The following is a 16,203-nucleotide window of genomic DNA, read 5'->3' on the forward strand; positions in this document are numbered from 1 at the left end:
CGTTGTGGTGCAAGGGAAGTTCGTAACGCAATCTGATCAACTTCCGATCTGATCGAACGTGCGAACATCTGTGGGGACCGCTCACGAGATCAAGGACTCGGTCGTCGAGGCGATGGTCTCGGCGGGCCACGACCGCACCCGGCTGCGGTCGGTCGAGCTCGCGTCCGGCGACACGGTGCCGGCCAGTTCGACGAGCTACCCGGACGGGTCGGCGCGGATCGAGATCTCGGACGCCGTGCTGGCCGTCATCGCGATCTACAGCCGGCACCTGGCGGTCGCCGTTGCCCGGCCTCCGTCGTTCTTCCGGCGTCTGCGGAGGCGCCGCCCGTTCGACATCGCCCTGCTGGCGGCGACGTTGCGCTACACGGCCCGTGTCGCACGCTTGTCCGGCAGCGTGGAAACCCTGCCTCTCCCGCTGGAACCGTTCCAGGAGGACGTGGCGGATCTGCTGGCCACGCACAGCCTGCGGTTCGTCATCGCCCACGAGCTGGCCCACCACCTCAAGGGCCCGGCCGACCGCCTCGCCTACCAGGCCGTGCTGGCCGTCGGCGAGCCTCTTCTCGTGCCGCTCGGAGCACTCGTCGCCGTCACGGCTGTGCACAACGCCGAGAAGTCGCTGTTCGTGCGCGGTGTCGGTCACCCACCCGTGGAGAGCAGGCTGGGCGTGCTGTGGGAGGAGGTGCCGTTCCACGACCGGTCGTCGTTCAACAGGCACGCGGCCCACCTGTCCGAGGCGACGGACCTGGCCATCAACTTCACCCAGGGCACCAGGCCGTCGATCGCCTGGGACCGGCTGGATGCCCCTGAGCACCCGTTCTCGCGATGCGACGAGCTCCAGGCGATGACCCCGGCGCAGCTTGTGGTGGAACTGCACCGCTGGCCGTCCATCGGCTCCGGTGCGCGCGCTCTGCTCGACGGCCGCCTCTCCGACGCCGCCCGCCTGTGGGAGATCCCGCTCGCCGAGTTCCGGGCGTGGCAGTCCCAGACCCCTCTCGCCGCCTCCACCCTGCGCCTGATGCTCCAGTCAGCACCGGGTCTGGCGGATCTCGCGGTACAGGACCGCGTGCCGGTGGTGGAGGCGATGGCGGCTCTCGTCGAACACCGGGTGATCGGCTAGGCGCCGGCAGGGCAGGCGGGGTCGCCGCAGTCCTCGTCGACGCTCAGGCCGGGCTGGTTCAGGTCGTGCTCGAACGCGAAGTGGAAGCAGTCGGGGTGCATGCGCTCGAACAGCTCGAAGTCCTCGCGCTCCAGCTCGACTTGTTCCCCGCAACGCTGACAGGTCTGTTCATCTGACACGGCGCAGATCGTCTCACCCGCGCCGGGCGAAGAGGACGGCCCCGTCCGTGCCCAGCAGCCACTGCGCCTCGACGGTGAACCCGGCCGCTTCGAGCCACCTCGCCACCCGCTCCGGCCGCCGCAGGTGCACGTGGACCTTCATCGGATGCCCGCCGTACCCCTGGGTCTTCAGCCGCGTCTCGTCGCCGACGTGGAAGCCGACCATCAGCAGTCCGCCCGGTTCGAGCGCCTCCCGGAAGTGTCCGAGGACGGTGGGCACGTCGTCGTCCGGGATGTGGATCAACGACCACCACGCGAGGATCCCGGCCACCGCGGTGCCGAGCGGTTCCGTCATCGACCCGACCTCGAACCGGATCCCGGGGTGGTTCCGGCGGGCCAGCTCGATCATCGCGGGGGAGAGGTCGACGCCGAAGACGTCCACGCCGAGGTCGCGCAGGCGGGCCGCGACCTCACCCGGCCCGCACCCGACGTCCGCGACCGGCCCGCGCACCATCTCCGCGAACAACCGCAGAGCCGCACGCACATAAGGCAGTTCGTCCAGGAGCGTGCGCGTGTAGTCGGCATAGCTGACGGCGACGGTGTCGTACGAGTGCCTTGTGTCGGTGAGCCAGTCACTCACTGAACGGCTCCGGCCGGTGCCGTCCGAACAACGCCAGCGCCGCGATCCACGTGTCCGGATCCCCGTCCCAGTCCAGCGCTTTGATCTGGTCCACCGACCGCCGCCCGCCAATGGCCCGCATCAGCTCGAACGACGTGGTCCTGAGCGTCCCCTCCGGCTCGCCGTGCCCGAGCACCCGATCCCCGTGCTCCAGCGTGATCCGCAGCGCCGGCACCTCGTTGTCCCGCATCCGCTGATCCAGTTGCTGCAACGGCTTCGTGAGCGCGGCCCGCACGGCCAGCGACTCACGATCACCGGGAACGTGCAGCGCCGCGCGGAGATCGTGCTCGTGCTGCACCACCTCCGCGATCAGCACGGACCCCATGGGCGTGTCGAACAACGGTTCCGCCAACTCCCTGTTGGCGTCCCACTCGGCGAAGGCGTCCTCAAGAGAGTTGTCGCGGCGGTCGCGCACCTGCCGTTCGCCCCACTCACCCGACTCGACGCCGTCGAACCGGCGGTCCACGAAATCACGCAGACCGCCGGCCAGGTGCGCCACGACATCCTTGACCGACCAGCCCGGGGTCGCCGCCACGGGCGTCTGCGGATCCCGGCCCTTCACCAGTTCGGTGATCCGCTGTCTGGTCGCGTCGTAGATGGGGGCGTTGGTCATCTTCAGACCTCGTACTCCAGGGTGTAGGTGCCGCTGCCATCCTCCGCCCAGTCGACCGTCGCCGCACCTTTCGCGCCCGCGTACACGCCGGTGCCGTCGAGAATCTCGATCACGGCCTCGACGCCGGTCCGGTAGGCGCCGACGTGCCGCAGCACCAGCGTTCCCCCGTCGGCGACGATCTCCTCCAGCGCGGTCGTCCACGCCACGTCGTCGCCGTAGGACATGAGGTACCGGCAGCTGCCGATGCCGGTGACGTCACCCGCGTAGGCGAACTGGACGTGCGCCTCGGTGAGCTTGCGGCCCTCGACCTCTTTGTAGGACCGGCCGTCCCACGTCTTCTCGTCCCAGCTCTTCACTTCGATGGTTCCGGTTGCCTTCATGCGGACCACTCTGCTGGCAGAAGCTGACAGTTCGTGTCAGGTTTGTTCCATGAAGTCGAGCCGGCTCATCCAGGTTCTCCTGCTCCTCCAGTCGAGGGGCCGGATGACGGCCGACGAGCTGGCGTCCGAGCTCGAAGTGTCGGTTCGCACGATCTACCGCGACATCGAGTCGCTGAGCGCCGCGGGCATTCCTGTGTACGCCGATCGCGGGCCTTCCGGCGGCTACCAGCTGATCGACGGCTACCGCACCCGGCTGACCGGTCTTACGGGCGCGGAGGCCCAGTCGTTGTTCCTCGCGGGGCTGCCGGGACCGGCCGAGGAGCTGGGGCTGAAGGAGTTCGCCGCCGCGGCTCAGCTCAAGTTGCTCGCCGCACTCCCGACCGAGCTGAGATCTCGTGCCGAGCAGATTCGCCAACGCTTCCACCTCGACACCCCGACGTGGTTCCGCGGCGACGAACCGACCGAGCACCTCGCCACGATCGCCGACGCCGTCTGGGAACAGCGTCGTGTGCGGATGACCTACCAGCGCTGGGGCAACCAGACGGTCGAGCGCTCGGTCGACCCGTACGGACTGGTCCTGAAGGCGGGCACCTGGTACTTCGTCGGCAGCGGCCGCACCTACCGCGTGTCCCGGGTTCTTTCGCTCCAGTCGCTCGGGGAGTCGTTCGAGCGGCCCGCGGACTTCGACCTGGCCGCGTTCTGGTCGGAGTGGTCCGAGCAGTTCGAGGCGCGCATGTACGGCGAGCGCATCACCGTCCGCATGACGCGAGCAGGCCTCGACAAGACCCAGTACCTGCTCAGCGGCTACCAGGCGCGCGTGATCAGACAGCTTGCGCCGGAGCCTGGCGAGGAATTCGGTTTCCCGACCGAATCGACTCGGCACGCCGTCGCTGACCTGCTCAAATTCGGTGCCGACGTCGAGGTGATCGCTCCAAACGAGTTGAGACACGAAATCATGGCGACAATCAAGGCGATGCACGACGTCTACAACGATGCGAAGCTACGCGCATGGTTCCGCTGATCTCGTTGAACAACGGAGTACGGATCCCTCAACTCGGCTTCGGCGTCTTCCAGGTGCCGGAGGACCAGGTGGCCACCGCGGTCACGCACGCTCTGGACGCCGGCTACCGCAGCATCGACACGGCCGCCGCCTACCGCAACGAGACCGGGGTCGGCGACGCGATCGCCGGCGTCCCCGACCTGTTCATCACGACCAAGCTGTGGAACGCCGACCAGGGCTACGACTCGACGCTGCGCGCGTTCGACGCGAGCATGGGCCGACTGCGCCGCGACGTGCTCGACCTCTACCTCATCCACTGGCCCGTCCCGTCCCGCGACCTCTACGCCGAGACGTGGCGCGCGTTGGAACAGCTCTACGCCGACGGCAGGGTGCGCTCGATCGGCGTCTCGAACTTCCAGCCGCGCCACCTGCAACGGTTGTTCGACGAGTTCCCGACCGTCCCGGCGGTGAACCAGATCGAGCTGCACCCGTTGCTGCAGCAGGACGAGATGCGCAGGGTCCACAGTGCACACAAGATCGTCACCGAGGCGTGGTCGCCACTGGCCCAGGGTGCGTTGCTGGGCCGGGTGGAGATCACCGGGCTGGCCGAGAAGTACGCCAAGACCCCCGCGCAGATCGTGCTGCGCTGGCACGTCCAGCTCGGCAACGTCGTGATCCCGAAGTCCGTCACTCCCTATCGGATCAAGGAGAACTTCGACATCTTCGACTTCGAGCTGGCGCAGGACGACATGACCGTGATCGCCGAGCTCGACAACGGGACCCGCACCGGCCCCGATCCCGACCGCTTCAACGCCGCTTGACCAGATCCTCGATCTCGTCCGCCGCCTTGGCCGCGCCACCGGCCGCCTTGATCGCGCTGCTGAGCTCTTCCGCGCGTTCGCGGTGGCGCGGCTCCGACAGCACCTGATCGACCGCTCGCCCGAGGTTCCTCGGCGTGCGGAGGGTGATTCCGGCTCCCGCGCGCGCCACTCGCATGGCCGCCTGCGCCTTGTCCAGCTCGCCCGGCACGACGACCATCGGCACGCCCGCCTCCAACGCCGCCAGCACGCCGCCCCAGCCGCCGTTGGTGATCATCACGTCGGTCTTCGGCAGCAGCAGGTCGTGGGGGATGAACTCGGCCGCTCTCGCGTTGTCCGGCAATGTCCCCAGAGTTTCCGTTGGTGCGCCACCGGTCGTGACGACCACCAGTGCGTCGTGGTTCTGGAGCGCCTCCATCGCGGGTTTGATCAGGTCGTCCGCTCCGGTTTCGAGCGTCCCCTGCGTCACGTGCACGACGGTCCGGCCGTCGAGCTCCGGCCACCACTCGGGTACGTCTTTCCTGGTCGTCGGGCTGATCAACCGCCCGACGAACCGCGCCTGGCTCGGTGGCCGCACGGTCTCCAGCTCCCGAACCCCTTGCGCCAGCAGCAGATCCGATGAGTAGAAGGCTTCCAGCGCGCCGGATTTGGGCTTCAGCCCCACTTCCGCGCGCATGCGGTTGAACATCGGGTCCGCGATCAGCCCCGAGACCATGCGGACGAGGGGCCTGCTGGCGACCAGTGGCGTCGGTGAGACCGTCACCCACGGCACGTTCTTGATCTCGGCGGCCATCGCGGCACCGAACGCCAGGTGGTCTGTGACCACCAGGTCGAACTCGGCCTCCAGGACGTCCTTCGCTTGTGCCGCACCGGTTCCTACCAGCACGTCGCGGACGTTCGCGAAGTTCGCCCGCATGCCCTTGCCGTCCCCGATGCTCGGAAACGTCTTGTTCAGCTCGGCGTCGTCCCAGTCCTTCGTCCAGGGCAGGTATTCCGCGCCCACGAACTTGTGCCGGTACTTCGCGCCGGTGTGGACCAGGACGTCGTGCCCGCGCCTGACCAGTTCGTTCGAGACCGCTGCCATCGCGCCCACGTGCCCGGCGAACGGCAGCGACGCCACCAAGATCCCCATGCCCGTCTCAACGCTCGGCTCGAGCGGCGGGTTCCACGTTGGGGTGACGTCGGGTTGCCGCGGCGGCTGATAGCCGAAGAATCAGCGGTATGAAGCACCTGCTGAGCCGTCCGCTCGTCGTGGACTGCCTGCTGGTGCTCGCGGTGCTGGCCCTGCACACGCCGTTGATGTTCCTCAACGACTCGAAGCTCCGCCCGCTGAGCTGGCAGGTGCTGCTCGAGGTCGTGGCCGCGCTGTCGTTGCTGCTGCGCAGGCGGTATCCGGCGGTCGTGTTCGCGGTGGTGCTGGAGGTGATGGTCGTGCAGGCCTCCCTCGGCGACCCGCACAACGGCAACATCCTCGCGATGCTCGTGGCGCTCTACTCGTTGTCGACCAGAGTGGCTGTGTGGCTGGCGGTGCTCGCGACGGTGCTCGTCCTGTGGGCGGGCATCTTCGTGCCGGGCGTACCTGATCGCACGGTCGACGTCGGGTTCTGGCTGAGCAGCTGGATCACCCTGTTCTGCGTGACCTCCGCGCTCGGCCAGGCGCAACGGAGGAGCCGGCGACGCAGGGAACGTCTGGAGCAAACGCTGGGCATGCTCGACGAGGCGCACAAACGGCTGGCGGAAGAAGCCGTGATGGGCGAACGCAACCGGATCGCGCGCGAGATGCACGACATCGTGGCGCACGGCCTGAGCCTGATCGCCGTGCAGTCCGGGGTGGCGCGCGCGTTGCTCACGTCGAATCCTCAGCAGGTGGCCGAGTCGGTGGGGATCATCGAACGCACGTCGCGCGAGTCGCTGGCGGAGATGCGGTCGATGCTGGGCGTACTGCGGCAGTCCGATGAGGACGGTGGTGAGCCGCAGCCTGGACTCGGCCGGATACCGGAGCTTCTGGCGCGTGCGCGGGAGTCCGGTTTGGACCTGGAGGTGCTGCGCGACGGCGATCCGCCCGACCTGCCACCCGGTCAGGCGCTCGTCGCGTACCGGCTGGTGCAGGAGGCGCTGACGAACGTGCTGAAGCACGCGGGTCCGGTGCGCACTCAGGTGTCGTTCGTGTGCCGCCCGGACCGGCTGGTGATGGACGTGTTCAACGAAAGTCCTTCCGTTGTGCCTGTTGGCGTCGTGAGCGGCGGGCATGGCCTGGTGGGCATGAGGGAGCGGGTCGGGATGTACGGCGGTGTGGTGTCGGCGCGGCATGTGGACGGCGGGTACCGGGTGACGGCCGAGCTGCCGGTGGAGGCGCGATGACGACCACTTCGGTGCTGGTGGTGGATGACCAGGTGCTGGTCAGGGCGGGTTTCGTGGCGTTGCTGAACGCGCAGCCCGACCTGTTCGTGGTGGGGCAGGCCGACGACGGCGAACAGGCCGTGCGGCTGGCGCGCGAGCTGGAGCCCGACGTCGTGCTGATGGACGTGCGCATGCCGCGTCTGGACGGTGTCACCGCGACCCGCGAGATCGTCGGTTCGGGGTCTGCCGCGTCGATCCTGATGCTGACGACGTTCGACCTGGACGAGCACGTGTTCGCGGCACTTCGTGCTGGTGCCTCAGGTTTTCTTCTGAAGGACACGCCACCTGAGGAGCTCGTGCGCGCGGTTCGTCTGGTCGCGTCCGGCGAGGCACTGCTGGCGCCTTCGGTGACCCGTCGGCTGATCAGCGAGTTCGCCGCGATGCCCGAGCCGGCACGAGGTCTGCCTGAGTCGTTCTCCGCTTTGACGGCGCGGGAGGCGGAGATCGTCTCGCTGGTCGCACGTGGACTGTCCAATGGGGACATAAGCTCGAAGCTGTTCCTGTCCGAGGCCACTGTGAAGACCCACCTCAACCGCGCGATGACGAAACTCGGGCTGTCGTCGCGTGCGCAGGTGGTCGCCTTCGCGTACGAGGCGGGCCTGGTCAGGCCGGGCGGCTGAAACTTCCGCGGTATGCGCGGCGGGCATTTCGCCGTCCGCCGTGGTAGGGCTTTTCCGTTGTGACGTCGGCACTCTTCTGGGCAAGGGAAATCCACTTGTCCGAGGGGAAACCGATGTCAGTCAACAGAGTGCTCGTCCAGGTCGCCGCGCTGGGAATGGCTACCTCGGTGCTGTTCGGGGTGGGGGACTCGTTCGCCCACGCTTCGCCGGTCGCGGTCGCCGACTTCCCGGCCGCCGCGCTGTCCGACGACGTGGACTGGGCCGCGGTCCAAAAGGCGTTCGGTGATGCCGAGCTGGAAGAGGCCCAGAGCGCGACCACCTTCGCTCTCGCTCGCATCGCCAAGCGCAGGGGAACGTCGTTCACGGACGTGCTCGACGAGATCGGCGCGGGCGCCGCCGACCACTCCCTCTCGCCCGAGTGGGTCCTTCGGCAGGCCCGCGACAACGACTATCCGGTGAACGACACGCCTTCCATCGGCTCTCTGGCCTACTTCGACGACGGTCACCTCGCTTACGTGGCAGCGGTGAACGACGACGGCACCGTGACGCTGGAGGACTACGGCCGGTACACCGGCGACGGCTACCAGAACTACCGGCAGCCCACCTCTTCGGTGTCGAACTTCATCCACATCGGACAGACGCGCAAGCAGGAGTGGCTGTCCGGCGCCTTCGAACCGTCGTCGCCGGGTGTGCCGCGCGACATCTCCCAGGATCCGGTGCTGGGCAACGACTACAAGGCCGAGGAGATGTTCCGCACGTACGGTCACGGGTCCGCGAAACTGGCCGATTTCCAGCAGTGCGGCACCTACGCCGAGTGGTGGATCATCAACCGCGCAGGCGGCGACTACTCGGGCTTCTTCGAGAAGACCAACCTGCTCAAGGTGAACAAGCACGTCGGCACCAGCGCCGGTTCCGCCGGTCGGATGGACGAGCTGTACACCGACATCGGCGTGAAGGTCGACAAGACCCCCGCCGTCGGCGCCGTGGCGACTTGGGACCCCGGCGACTCGTTGCTGGGCTCTCCGTTCGGCCCCGACGGCCACGCCGCAGTCGTGTCCCGCGCCTACCGCCTCAACAAGTCCGACCAGGCAGCCATCGACAAGCTCGCGTCGTCGAAGTACCCGGACGCCCGAAAGCTGAAGAAGTACATCGACGACGCCGCCGCCTCCCCGTCGACCCCCAAGATCACCTACGTCCTGCTGGAGGACTACAACGGCTTCGGTTCGCCCCTGAGCTACGGCCAGAAACTCCTCCGCGCCGACCTGGTGAAGCACTTCATCCACCTGGGCACGTCAGAGCTCGTGAAGCCGATCACCCCTGACCAGCGCCTGGACAGGTTCCTCACCGAACGCCCGACCCTGGCAGGCCTGCTGGGCGACCAGACCGGCACAGAAACCGTCGGCGACCAGGTCAAGCGCCTGTACCGCAACGGCGCAGTCGTCTACAACACCGCCACCAAGCAGTTCGGCTACACCCTGACCGCCGGCGTGACCCAGGAACAGCGCGCGGCCATCAGCGCCGACAAGGCCGCGGCCACCCCGGCGGAAGCCACCGCGCGAGAACGCCTGGAAGCCCAGATCCAGCGCATCAACGACCAACTGACCGCGGCCAAGCAGAAGTACGCGGGCAAACAGCAGTCCAGCTTCATGACCGACGCCCTGACCGCCCTGACCACGAAACTCCTGCAACTCCAGTCCAAGCTCGTCACCACGATCGCCTAGGAGCAAGCCATGTCGAACCTCGTCACCAAGGTCCTGGCCGCAGGCGGCTTCGCCCTGGCAGCAGCCCTGGGCCTCGCAAGCCAGGCCAACGCGAGCGAGCCCCCGGCCGTCGACCAGCCCGCCGACCCGCTGCAGACCTGGCAGGAAGAGGCGGACGACCTGGAAGAACAGCTGGCCGCCCTGACCCAGGACGTAGCCGAACTCCCACCGGCCGTCCCAGCCGCCCAGCCCGCCGATGCCGCTGCCGCATCGCCTGCCGATGCCGCCGCCCAGCCTGCCGATGCCGCCGCCCAGTCGCCAGTGCAGCCCGTCGTGCAGCCCGCCGAGACCAGTGTCCAACCCGCTGACCAAGGTCCGCCGCCTGCCGACCCCGGTCCGCCGCCGTCCGCAACACAGCCCGATGCCCAGCCTTCCCTGCCGAGCGAGCAACCGGCCGCAGTACCCGCGGCGGACGCTGCTCCGGAGCCGGTGGTGGTGCCCGCGACACCCTCTGTCTCGCCCCCAGCGCAGGTGGCGGAGGCACCCTCGGGGCCAGTCGCGGAGTCGGTGCCAGTCACCGAGTCTGCGCCTGCGGCCGAGTCGGTGCCTGAGCCGGCGCCCGTGGCTGACCCGGTATCAGCACCGGTGGCCGAGGTGCCCGCCGCCAAGCCTGCCGACGAACCCACCCCCGAACCGACCCCGGAACCCGCTCCGGCAGACACCGTTTCCAACCAGGTCGTGTCGCACGCCGAGCCCACGCAGACGGCCGAACCCGACCCGCTCACCGATGGCATCGCCAAGGCAGTCGCTGATGGGCTGACGTACGCCGTTGATCGTGCGGACGATTTGCTGGACGAGGCGGACAAGGCCCTGGACCAGGTTGGTGCGGACGCACCGGCTGAGCCTGAGCCGGTGTTGGCTGTGGAACCTGTGCCTGTTCTGGATTCGCCGAAGCCGAGCGGACCGGACCCGCTGACCGATGGCATCGCGCACGCGGTCGCCGACGCACTGACCTATGTCACTGATCAGGGCTTCGACGCGGCGAACGCATTGCTGGGCGAGGCGGACAGGGCTCTGGACCAGTTCGATGCGGAGGCGCCGTCGCCGAAGCCGGTCGAGCCGGACCCGTTGACGGATGGCATCGCCAAGGCAGTTGCCGATGCCCTGACGTACGTCGCGGACCACGCGGACGGTCTGTTGGACGAGGCGGACAAGGCGCTGGACCAGGTCGAGCCGGAAGCCCCCGCTCAGCTCGACCCGCTCGACGCCGCGGTGGACCAGGGGCTGGCCGCGCTCGACGGTCTGCTGGACGAAGCCAACAAGGCTCTCGACCGGATCCAGGACGAAAACGCGGCGCCCGAGCCGGATCCGGCGATCGACGCGGTGGAGCCGGTGATCGAGTCGGTCTATCACCAGGGCGTGGTCCGGGTCGAGGTAGTGACGGTGCACCAGCCGACGGAGATCATCATCTACGAGACGCTGCCCGAAGTGGTGGAGGTCCGTCAGCCGGTCACCGACGCGATCCTGGTCGACACGGCGGACCCGGCTGACGCGGCAGACCCGGCCGAAGCGGCGGGCCCAGTCGACACGGCGGGCCCAGTCGAGGCGGCTGACCCCGTCGAAGCGGCCGACCCGGTCGAAGCGGCTGACCCTGTCGAACCCCAGCCCGCAGCCATCCCAGCCGAGGTCGTCAAGAACGCCATCGGCCAGCCGATCCACCCCAAGAAGGAGGACGAACTCGCCTACACCGGCGCCGGCGACCTGCTCCCGATCGGCCTCGCAGGCCTGAGCCTCACCGGCCTCGGCCTGCTCCTGGCCCGCCGCAGGCGCTACCAACAGAGCAACTGAAGGAGAGGGCGGGCCGGAAACGGCCCGCCCTCTACGCCTTCGTCGACAGCACCTGCCCCAGAGCCGCCTCGACCCCGTCCGGACCGTCCACAACGGACACCGAACCGCCGGTCGTCCCAGCGATGTCGTCCAGCGCCGCGCGGTCCACCTCGGAGCCGATCGCGATGAAGCTGACCGCCAAGTCCTTGCCGTGCAAGCGATCCTTCAGCGCGGCCAGGTCGATGCCACCGTCCGAGGTGCCGTCGGTGATCACGACGACCCGGTTGACCCGCCCGGCGACGAACCCGTCGTGCGCTGTCTCGTAGCAAGCCGCCAGCGAGGTGTAGAGCTGCGAGCCGTCAGACGTCTTCAGTCCGTCGATCGCACGACGCAACGCCTCGCGCTTCTCCGCCACCGGCCCGGCTCCGACCAGCTGCTTGTAGGGCTTCGAGCCGTCCAGGTCGCGCGCGAACTCCCAGAGCCCGAACGACCCGGACACCGATCTGTCCACCTGGCCGCGCAACGCGGCCTTCACCTTGTCCAGCCTGGGTTTCATCGACGTCGACACGTCCGCGAGCACCGTCACGACCTGCCCGCCGCGGTCCGCCGACGCCCACGCCGACGAGATCTGCTGCGTCGTCACGGCGTCGGCCGCCACGAGGTTCTCCGTCACTGCTGCCCAGGACACGCCGGGAGACGGTGACGGACGGTCCTGAGTGGACTCGACGCGCAAACCGCCGGAAGCCAGGATCTTCTGCTGCGCGGGCTCGGTCATGAACTCGCGGAATGCCTGCGCCGCACGCACTTCCGCCTCGCCGACCTCGGAGCCGCCCAGCGCGATGTACGGGAAGTCCGCCACCGGCGCCGGCCCGACCGGCAGCACGCCCACCAACGGCTTCGACGGCGCTTCCTTGCCGGTGTTGTGCTTGTAGAGGTCCACTTCGGACACCGGCGTCACGCTGAAGCCCGCCGCGTTCACGGTCGCGCTGTCTCCCAGGCGCCGCAACGCGTCCCGCGTCGTCCCCGGCACCTCGGGCGGTACGGCGGCGGCGAGCTTCGACAACGCCGCCTTCGACGCCTCGGAACCGAGCGACTCGGCCGTCACGGGTCCCTTGCCGCCGGCCAGAGCGGACTGAATCGCCAGCGCGGACGCTGTGTTCGCGGCCGGATCCGGCATCGCGACGCTGAACCGTCCCCAGCCCTGGCCGAACTTCTGCCAGTCCGTGACCTCCGGCATGTCGGACCACTTGAAGTCCTTCAGCACAGGCGCGGCCGCCTCGGGCGCGGCCAGCAGCACCGGTGACGTCCCGATGGACTTCGGCGCCGAGCCGACGAGCTTCGCGTTCAGCGCCGTCAGCCGGTTCGCCCACAGCATCGAGTCGGGCACCCACGCGTGGGGCCGCGCGCCGAGCTTCTCCGCGTCCCACGAGGTCGTCAGCCCGTCCAGCACCGCCGATGAGTCCAGGGAAGTGACCTCGACGGCGATGCAGTGGTCGTACACAACGGGCCGCGTGGCGCTCCATGCGCGCGCGACATCCGCAACAGCCTCGGCAACACTCGGCGTCGCCGCAACGCGCAGCACCGAGTCGCCCTCACTGCAGTTCTGAGCCAGCGCCCTCGCTCGGCTGTCGAGCACACCACCGGCCCACGACCAAGCGAGCCAGCCGAGGCCGATCAGCACGACGAACACGACGATGAGCACGGGCCACTTGGCGATCCCGCGCCGCACCCTCGCCCGCAGCGCGCGGTGTCGAGACATCGATCCCTCACAACTACTCAGCGGCCCCCGACGACCGCCAATCACGCTAACAGGTGAACTCCGTCAGCGAAGTGAAGTCACTCTTTGTATCGACTGGCAAACGAACACGAGCCGTTCTCGCAACGGCTGAGCCCGCGAGGCGAACGACGCCTGCCTCCGCACGTACTCCGCCCGCCCGTCCGGCGTCTCGATCAGCACGGGGGAGTACCCCAGGTCAGCCAGGTCGTACGGCGAGGCCTGCATGTCGAGTTCGCGCACGTCAGCGGCCAGTTCGAAGCAGTCGGCGACCAGGTCCGACGGCGTCGCGGGCTCCAGCTTGTACGCCCATTTGAACAGGTCCATGTTCGCGTGCAGGCACCCCGGCTGCTCGTTCGCGACCTGGTCCTCCCGCGTGGGCTGCAAGGCGTTGCGAGGCCGCGCGGGCTGCGTGAAGAACCTGAACGCGTCGAAGTGCCCGCACTGGATCCGGCTCGCCTCGACCACCGCGTCGGTGCCGTCACTGCCCAGGCGCAACGGCCACGCGTTGTGCCGGACCTCCTCGGGCTGCTGCCGGTAGACCATCGCCCACTCGTGCAACCCGAAGCATCCGAGCCGCGCCGGCCTGCTCAACGTCGCCGTGAGCAGCGCCCGCACGAACTCCAGCGTCTTCTCGCGCTGCTGAAAGAAGCTGTCGACGTCGAGCGTGACGCCCTGCTCAGTGCGCTTGTAGTGCGGAAACTCCAGGTACTCGTCCGCGTCCTCCAGCACGACGCCGGGCCCCGGATGCCACCGTTCGAGCCGCACAGGCCGATGGCTGTAGTACGTGAAGAGGAAGTCCATGACCGGGTGCTTCTCGCGCCGAAGCTTCCGTTCCTGGTGCGGCCCGGTGAATCGCCGCATGCGCGCGACGTGCGAATCGCGCAATTGGTGCCATTCGGCTCGGGTCAGGACCTCCACGGGCGATTACCGTACGCGCATGGTGAAGAGCAATGCCTCCACGGTCGCCCAGTACCTCGCCGAACTGCCTGATCAGCAGCGTGCCGAGGTCGAGGCTGTGCGCGACGTCATCCTCGCCAACCTCCCCGGCGGCTACGTCGAGCAAATGGACTGGGGCCTCATCACGTACGCCGTGCCCCTGGAGGTGAGCGGTCCGACGTACAACAAGAAGCCGCTCATGTACGCGGCCCTCGCCGCGCAGAAGAACTACTACGCCGTCTACCTGACCACGGTGATGGAGGAGTTCGAGGAGCCCTTCCGCGCCAGGTACGCGGCCACCGGCAAGAAGCTCGACATGGGCAAGGCCTGCATCCGCTTCAAACGGGTCGGCGACCTCGCGCTGGACGTCATCGGCGAGGAGATCGCCCGCCTCCAGGTGCCCGACTTCCTCGACTGGCACGCCGAGAACAGGGCTAAAGCGGCGGCACGAGCCCGTTGAACGTCCGCGCGCCGTTGCAGTGCGGGCACTCGCGCCCGTTGTCGACGGTCCGCGGCGCACCCCCGATGATCGCCAGCGTGGGCGCCGCGATGTAGCTCGCGCCACCGCACAGGTGACACACCGTGCGCGGCTCGGGCGTGACGGCGAAGAGGTCGTCGGCGTCTTCCTCGTCCTCGAAGTCGTCGTCCTCGGCGAACTCGTCCTCGTCGTCCTCGCTCATGGTGCACAACCTAGTGGGTCGGCCGGGACTCCTGCGCACGCTGTGCCCACCGCGGGTCGAGCGAGCCGAGCAGTTCCACCTGGCGTCGAAACGTGGTGAAGCGCAGTTCCTCGCCCCTCCGACACCTCGATGAACGGGTGGCCGCCGTCGAAGTTCTCGAACCCGACCATCCAGGTCGCGCCGATCTGCTGCCTCAGCGCCTCCAGCCGCGCGGCCGACTGCTCTTTCACGACGCCGCCGAGGCAGGCGCGCGGTGCAACGAATCGAAGGTCGCCTCCTCACCACACGAAGTGCACACGACCCGTGGTTCCAGCACGGCGCCACAAGAGTGCTCCCACACGAGCGGGAGGGGTCCCTCTGTCACGTAGGTGTCGCCCCACTCCTTGAGCATCAGCATCACGTTGTGCAGCGCCCGGCCCGACTCGGTCAGGTGGTACTCGTACCGCGGCGGCTGCGACGAATACTGGACCTTCTCCAGCACGTCGGCGGCGACCAGCTTCTTCAGGCGTGCGGCCAGCACGTCGCGGGAGGCGCCGGTGTTCTCCACGATCTGGTCGAACCGGGTGTTGCCGAAGAAGACCTCGCGCAGCGCCAGCAGCGACCACCGCTCGCCGACGATCTCCAGCGCGTTCGCGATCGAGCAGCTTCGTGGAGCCATGTGACGATGCTATCAGCGGGTTGGGAAATCAAACTGACGAAGCCGGAGTTGGTTTGAAAAGACAACTCAGGAGGTAGTCATGGACTTCAAGGGTCAGACCGTGCTGGTGACCGGCGCCAACCGCGGGCTCGGGAGGGTGTTCGCCCAGGAGTTCGTCAAGCAGGGTGCGAAGGTCTACGCCGGGGTGCGCAATCCGGCGTCCGTTGTGGACGAGGGGGTCGTTCCGGTCCGGCTGGACGTGAGTGACCAGGTTTCGCTCGAGGCCGCGGCCAAGGAGCTCGGAGACGTCTCGATCGTCGTCAACAACGCCGGCGTGCTCGTCGCGGGCGCGGACGTTGACAGCATCAAGGCAGAATTCGAGGTCAACTTCTTCGGGCTGGTGCGCGTGACCGACGCGTTCGCGCCCATTCTGAAAGCCAATGGCGGCGGCACGCTCGTCAACGTCCTGAGCATCCTCTCGTTCGTCGGCAAGGCGGACTGGCGCGGCTACGCGGCGTCCAAGGCGGCGGGCTGGTCGCTGACGAACTCGACGCGGCAAGCCTTGCGGGAGCAGGGAACTCACGTCATCGGAGTGCACGCCGGGTTCATCGACACCGACATGGTCTCGGACGTCACGGCACCCAAGATCGCGCCCGAGGACGTCGTTTCCCAAGTGCTGCAAGCGATTCGGAATGGTGATGACGAGGTGCTGGCGGACGACCGCACTCGTTCGGTGAAGGCCGCACTGGCCTCTTGAGACAGTCGGCTCTGCACACCGAAAGCCCTTCTGGAACTAGGTGTTCCCCCTGAGCGTCCGGCGTAGGTTTCCGCCGCATCCAACCGCCGCGGGAGCGTTCTCAC

Annotated in this window: 18 protein-coding genes; 9 read left to right on the plus strand and 9 right to left on the minus strand. The window is 68.2% G+C overall.

The window, feature by feature from the left end; translation table 11 throughout:
* The first annotated feature begins 70 nt into the window (after positions 1-70).
* Entirely contained in the window at positions 71-1,117 is a 1,047-nt protein-coding gene (locus AB0M24_RS06340) for a hypothetical protein (RefSeq protein WP_363761771.1), read from the plus strand.
* On the opposite strand, the gene AB0M24_RS06345 is transcribed toward AB0M24_RS06340, so the two are convergent.
* From AB0M24_RS06345 to AB0M24_RS06360, 4 genes are read right to left on the minus strand one after another with little or no spacing between them, the layout of a single operon-like run.
* Positions 1,114-1,296 carry a hypothetical protein gene (locus AB0M24_RS06345; RefSeq protein WP_363761773.1) on the minus strand — a complete coding sequence of 61 codons (183 nt, stop codon included), beginning with the start codon at positions 1,294-1,296 and terminating at the stop codon, positions 1,114-1,116. The two genes, AB0M24_RS06340 and AB0M24_RS06345, sit on opposite strands and share 4 nt — an antisense overlap.
* Positions 1,297-1,309: 13 nt before the next feature.
* The gene (locus tag AB0M24_RS06350; RefSeq protein WP_363761775.1) at positions 1,310-1,915 is read right to left on the minus strand and encodes a class I SAM-dependent methyltransferase; all 606 of its coding nucleotides are present in this window, start codon (positions 1,913-1,915) and stop codon (positions 1,310-1,312) included.
* Positions 1,908-2,567 carry a maleylpyruvate isomerase family mycothiol-dependent enzyme gene (locus AB0M24_RS06355; RefSeq protein WP_363761777.1) on the minus strand — a complete coding sequence of 220 codons (660 nt, stop codon included), beginning with the start codon at positions 2,565-2,567 and terminating at the stop codon, positions 1,908-1,910. The genes AB0M24_RS06350 and AB0M24_RS06355 overlap by 8 nt, the downstream gene beginning before the upstream one ends.
* Positions 2,568-2,569: 2 nt before the next feature.
* Positions 2,570-2,947: a DUF3224 domain-containing protein gene (locus AB0M24_RS06360; protein WP_363761779.1), complete on the minus strand. Its 378-nt coding sequence runs from the start codon at positions 2,945-2,947 to the stop codon at positions 2,570-2,572.
* Between the two features lie 49 nt (positions 2,948-2,996).
* Between AB0M24_RS06360 and AB0M24_RS06365 the strand changes: the two genes are divergently transcribed.
* Together AB0M24_RS06365 and AB0M24_RS06370 are read left to right on the plus strand one after the other, a co-directional pair.
* Complete coding sequence (locus AB0M24_RS06365) at positions 2,997-3,968, plus strand: YafY family protein (protein ID WP_363761781.1); 972 nt, start codon at positions 2,997-2,999, stop codon at positions 3,966-3,968.
* Complete coding sequence (locus tag AB0M24_RS06370) at positions 3,956-4,768, plus strand: aldo/keto reductase (RefSeq protein WP_363761783.1); 813 nt, start codon at positions 3,956-3,958, stop codon at positions 4,766-4,768. Before AB0M24_RS06365 ends, AB0M24_RS06370 begins: the two co-directional genes overlap by 13 nt.
* On the opposite strand, the gene AB0M24_RS06375 is transcribed toward AB0M24_RS06370, so the two are convergent.
* The gene (locus tag AB0M24_RS06375) at positions 4,755-5,897 is read right to left on the minus strand and encodes a glycosyltransferase (protein ID WP_363761785.1); all 1,143 of its coding nucleotides are present in this window, start codon (positions 5,895-5,897) and stop codon (positions 4,755-4,757) included. The two genes, AB0M24_RS06370 and AB0M24_RS06375, sit on opposite strands and share 14 nt — an antisense overlap.
* A gap of 89 nt (positions 5,898-5,986) precedes the next feature.
* On the opposite strand from AB0M24_RS06375, the gene AB0M24_RS06380 reads away from it, so the two are divergent.
* From AB0M24_RS06380 to AB0M24_RS06395, 4 genes are all read left to right on the plus strand, one after another.
* A complete protein-coding gene (locus AB0M24_RS06380; RefSeq protein ID WP_363761787.1) occupies positions 5,987-7,126 on the plus strand; it encodes a histidine kinase in 1,140 nt (379 codons plus the stop codon).
* Entirely contained in the window at positions 7,123-7,785 is a 663-nt protein-coding gene (locus AB0M24_RS06385; RefSeq protein ID WP_363761789.1) for a response regulator transcription factor, read from the plus strand. Before AB0M24_RS06380 ends, AB0M24_RS06385 begins: the two co-directional genes overlap by 4 nt.
* Before the next feature lie 113 nt (positions 7,786-7,898).
* Positions 7,899-9,506, plus strand: coding sequence for a CHAP domain-containing protein (locus tag AB0M24_RS06390; protein WP_363761791.1), 1,608 nt, complete (start codon positions 7,899-7,901; stop codon positions 9,504-9,506).
* A 9-nt stretch (positions 9,507-9,515) separates the two neighbouring features.
* The gene (locus tag AB0M24_RS06395; RefSeq protein WP_363761793.1) at positions 9,516-11,333 is read left to right on the plus strand and encodes a hypothetical protein; all 1,818 of its coding nucleotides are present in this window, start codon (positions 9,516-9,518) and stop codon (positions 11,331-11,333) included.
* A gap of 31 nt (positions 11,334-11,364) precedes the next feature.
* Here AB0M24_RS06395 and AB0M24_RS06400 read toward each other — a convergent pair whose 3' ends face one another.
* Positions 11,365-13,071: a substrate-binding domain-containing protein gene (locus tag AB0M24_RS06400; protein WP_363761795.1), complete on the minus strand. Its 1,707-nt coding sequence runs from the start codon at positions 13,069-13,071 to the stop codon at positions 11,365-11,367.
* A 63-nt stretch (positions 13,072-13,134) separates the two neighbouring features.
* Complete coding sequence (locus AB0M24_RS06405) at positions 13,135-13,950, minus strand: 3-methyladenine DNA glycosylase (RefSeq protein WP_363761797.1); 816 nt, start codon at positions 13,948-13,950, stop codon at positions 13,135-13,137.
* A 76-nt stretch (positions 13,951-14,026) separates the two neighbouring features.
* On the opposite strand from AB0M24_RS06405, the gene AB0M24_RS06410 reads away from it, so the two are divergent.
* On the plus strand, positions 14,027-14,485 hold the full coding sequence (locus tag AB0M24_RS06410; RefSeq protein ID WP_363761799.1) for a DUF1801 domain-containing protein: 459 nt from the start codon (positions 14,027-14,029) through the stop codon (positions 14,483-14,485).
* Here AB0M24_RS06410 and AB0M24_RS06415 read toward each other — a convergent pair.
* Entirely contained in the window at positions 14,460-14,705 is a 246-nt protein-coding gene (locus AB0M24_RS06415) for a hypothetical protein (protein ID WP_189257206.1), read from the minus strand. The genes AB0M24_RS06410 and AB0M24_RS06415 overlap by 26 nt on opposite strands.
* A gap of 226 nt (positions 14,706-14,931) precedes the next feature.
* Positions 14,932-15,363, minus strand: a complete 432-nt coding sequence (locus tag AB0M24_RS06420) for a helix-turn-helix domain-containing protein (RefSeq protein ID WP_363761802.1) — start codon at positions 15,361-15,363, stop codon at positions 14,932-14,934.
* A gap of 79 nt (positions 15,364-15,442) precedes the next feature.
* Here AB0M24_RS06420 and AB0M24_RS06425 point away from each other — a divergent pair, with 79 nt between their 5' ends.
* Positions 15,443-16,099 carry an SDR family oxidoreductase gene (locus tag AB0M24_RS06425; protein ID WP_363761804.1) on the plus strand — a complete coding sequence of 219 codons (657 nt, stop codon included), beginning with the start codon at positions 15,443-15,445 and terminating at the stop codon, positions 16,097-16,099.
* Positions 16,100-16,203: the final 104 nt, after the last annotated feature.

This window comes from Lentzea sp. NPDC051838, assembly GCF_040681245.1.
In the GTDB taxonomy this organism is placed as follows: domain Bacteria; phylum Actinomycetota; class Actinomycetes; order Mycobacteriales; family Pseudonocardiaceae; genus Lentzea.